At 73.3% G+C, this 875-nt stretch carries 1 protein-coding gene and 1 pseudogene; both read left to right on the top strand.

From position 1 onward, the window contains the following. The coding region (locus tag IG80_RS14545; RefSeq protein ID WP_075553263.1) for a winged helix-turn-helix domain-containing protein at positions 1–465 on the top strand (465 nt) is incomplete at its 5' end. After that, positions 455–875: pseudogene (locus tag IG80_RS14540) on the top strand (hypothetical protein); the annotation flags it as partial. The gene IG80_RS14545 and the pseudogene IG80_RS14540, both read left to right, overlap by 11 nt.

The following is an 875-nucleotide window of genomic DNA, read 5'->3' as shown; positions in this document are numbered from 1 at the left end:
CTGACCGCGCTGGGCGGCGTGGACGACCGGGTGCTCGGGCTCACCGCCGGCGGCGACGACTACCTGGTCAAGCCGTTCTCCTTCGCCGAACTGTGCGCGCGGGTCGAGGCGCTGGGCCGCCGGCCGCGCGGACTGGCGCCGACCACGCGGCTGCGCGTGCACGACCTGGAGATCGACCTGCTCACCCGCGTCGTACGCCGCGACGGGCAGCCGGTGGAACTGCAGCCGCGCGAATTCCGCCTGCTCGAGTGCCTGGCCCGCCATGCCGGCCGGGTGGTGACGCGCACGATGCTGCTGGAACAGGACTGGGACCTGCACTTCGATCCGCAGACCAACGTCGTCGACAGCCACATCAGCCGCCTGCGGGCCAAGCTCGACCGCGACCATGGTCGCCCGCTCATCCATACCGTGCGCGGCGCCGGCTACCGGCTCGACGATGGCGGAGAGCGCGCCGGTGGCGACTGAAGCGGCTGCCCGGGCGCCGCGCTGGCGGCTGCTGCGCACCAGCAGTTTCCGGCTGACCCTGCTGTACGCCGGACTGTTCGTGGCCTCGCTGGCGGTGCTGCTGGGCGCGGTCTACCTGGAGGTGCGCGCCTACGCGGTCGAACTGCAGGACGAGATCGTGGACCGCGAGCTGGACTACCTGCGCCGTGCCGCACGCGACGGCGACGGCGCCCTGGAAGCGCTGCTGGCCCAGCGCCTGCGGCAGCCGTTGATGAAATCGATGCGCTACCTGCTGCAGGACCGCGACGGGCGGGTGCTCGCCGGCAACGCGCCGGCGCGGCCCGACACGGACGCGGGGCGCTTCTGGTTCCACATGCCCAAGGGCGACAAGCCGCACGAGCAGCGCCGGGTCCGCGCCCACGGCGTGCGCC

It is taken from the genome of Candidatus Paracaedibacter symbiosus (assembly GCF_000757605.1).
Taxonomy (GTDB): domain Bacteria; phylum Pseudomonadota; class Alphaproteobacteria; order Paracaedibacterales; family Paracaedibacteraceae; genus Paracaedibacter_A; species Paracaedibacter_A symbiosus.
Note: the sequence above shows the minus strand (reverse complement) of the source record. Positions and strands in the feature narration are given on the sequence as shown.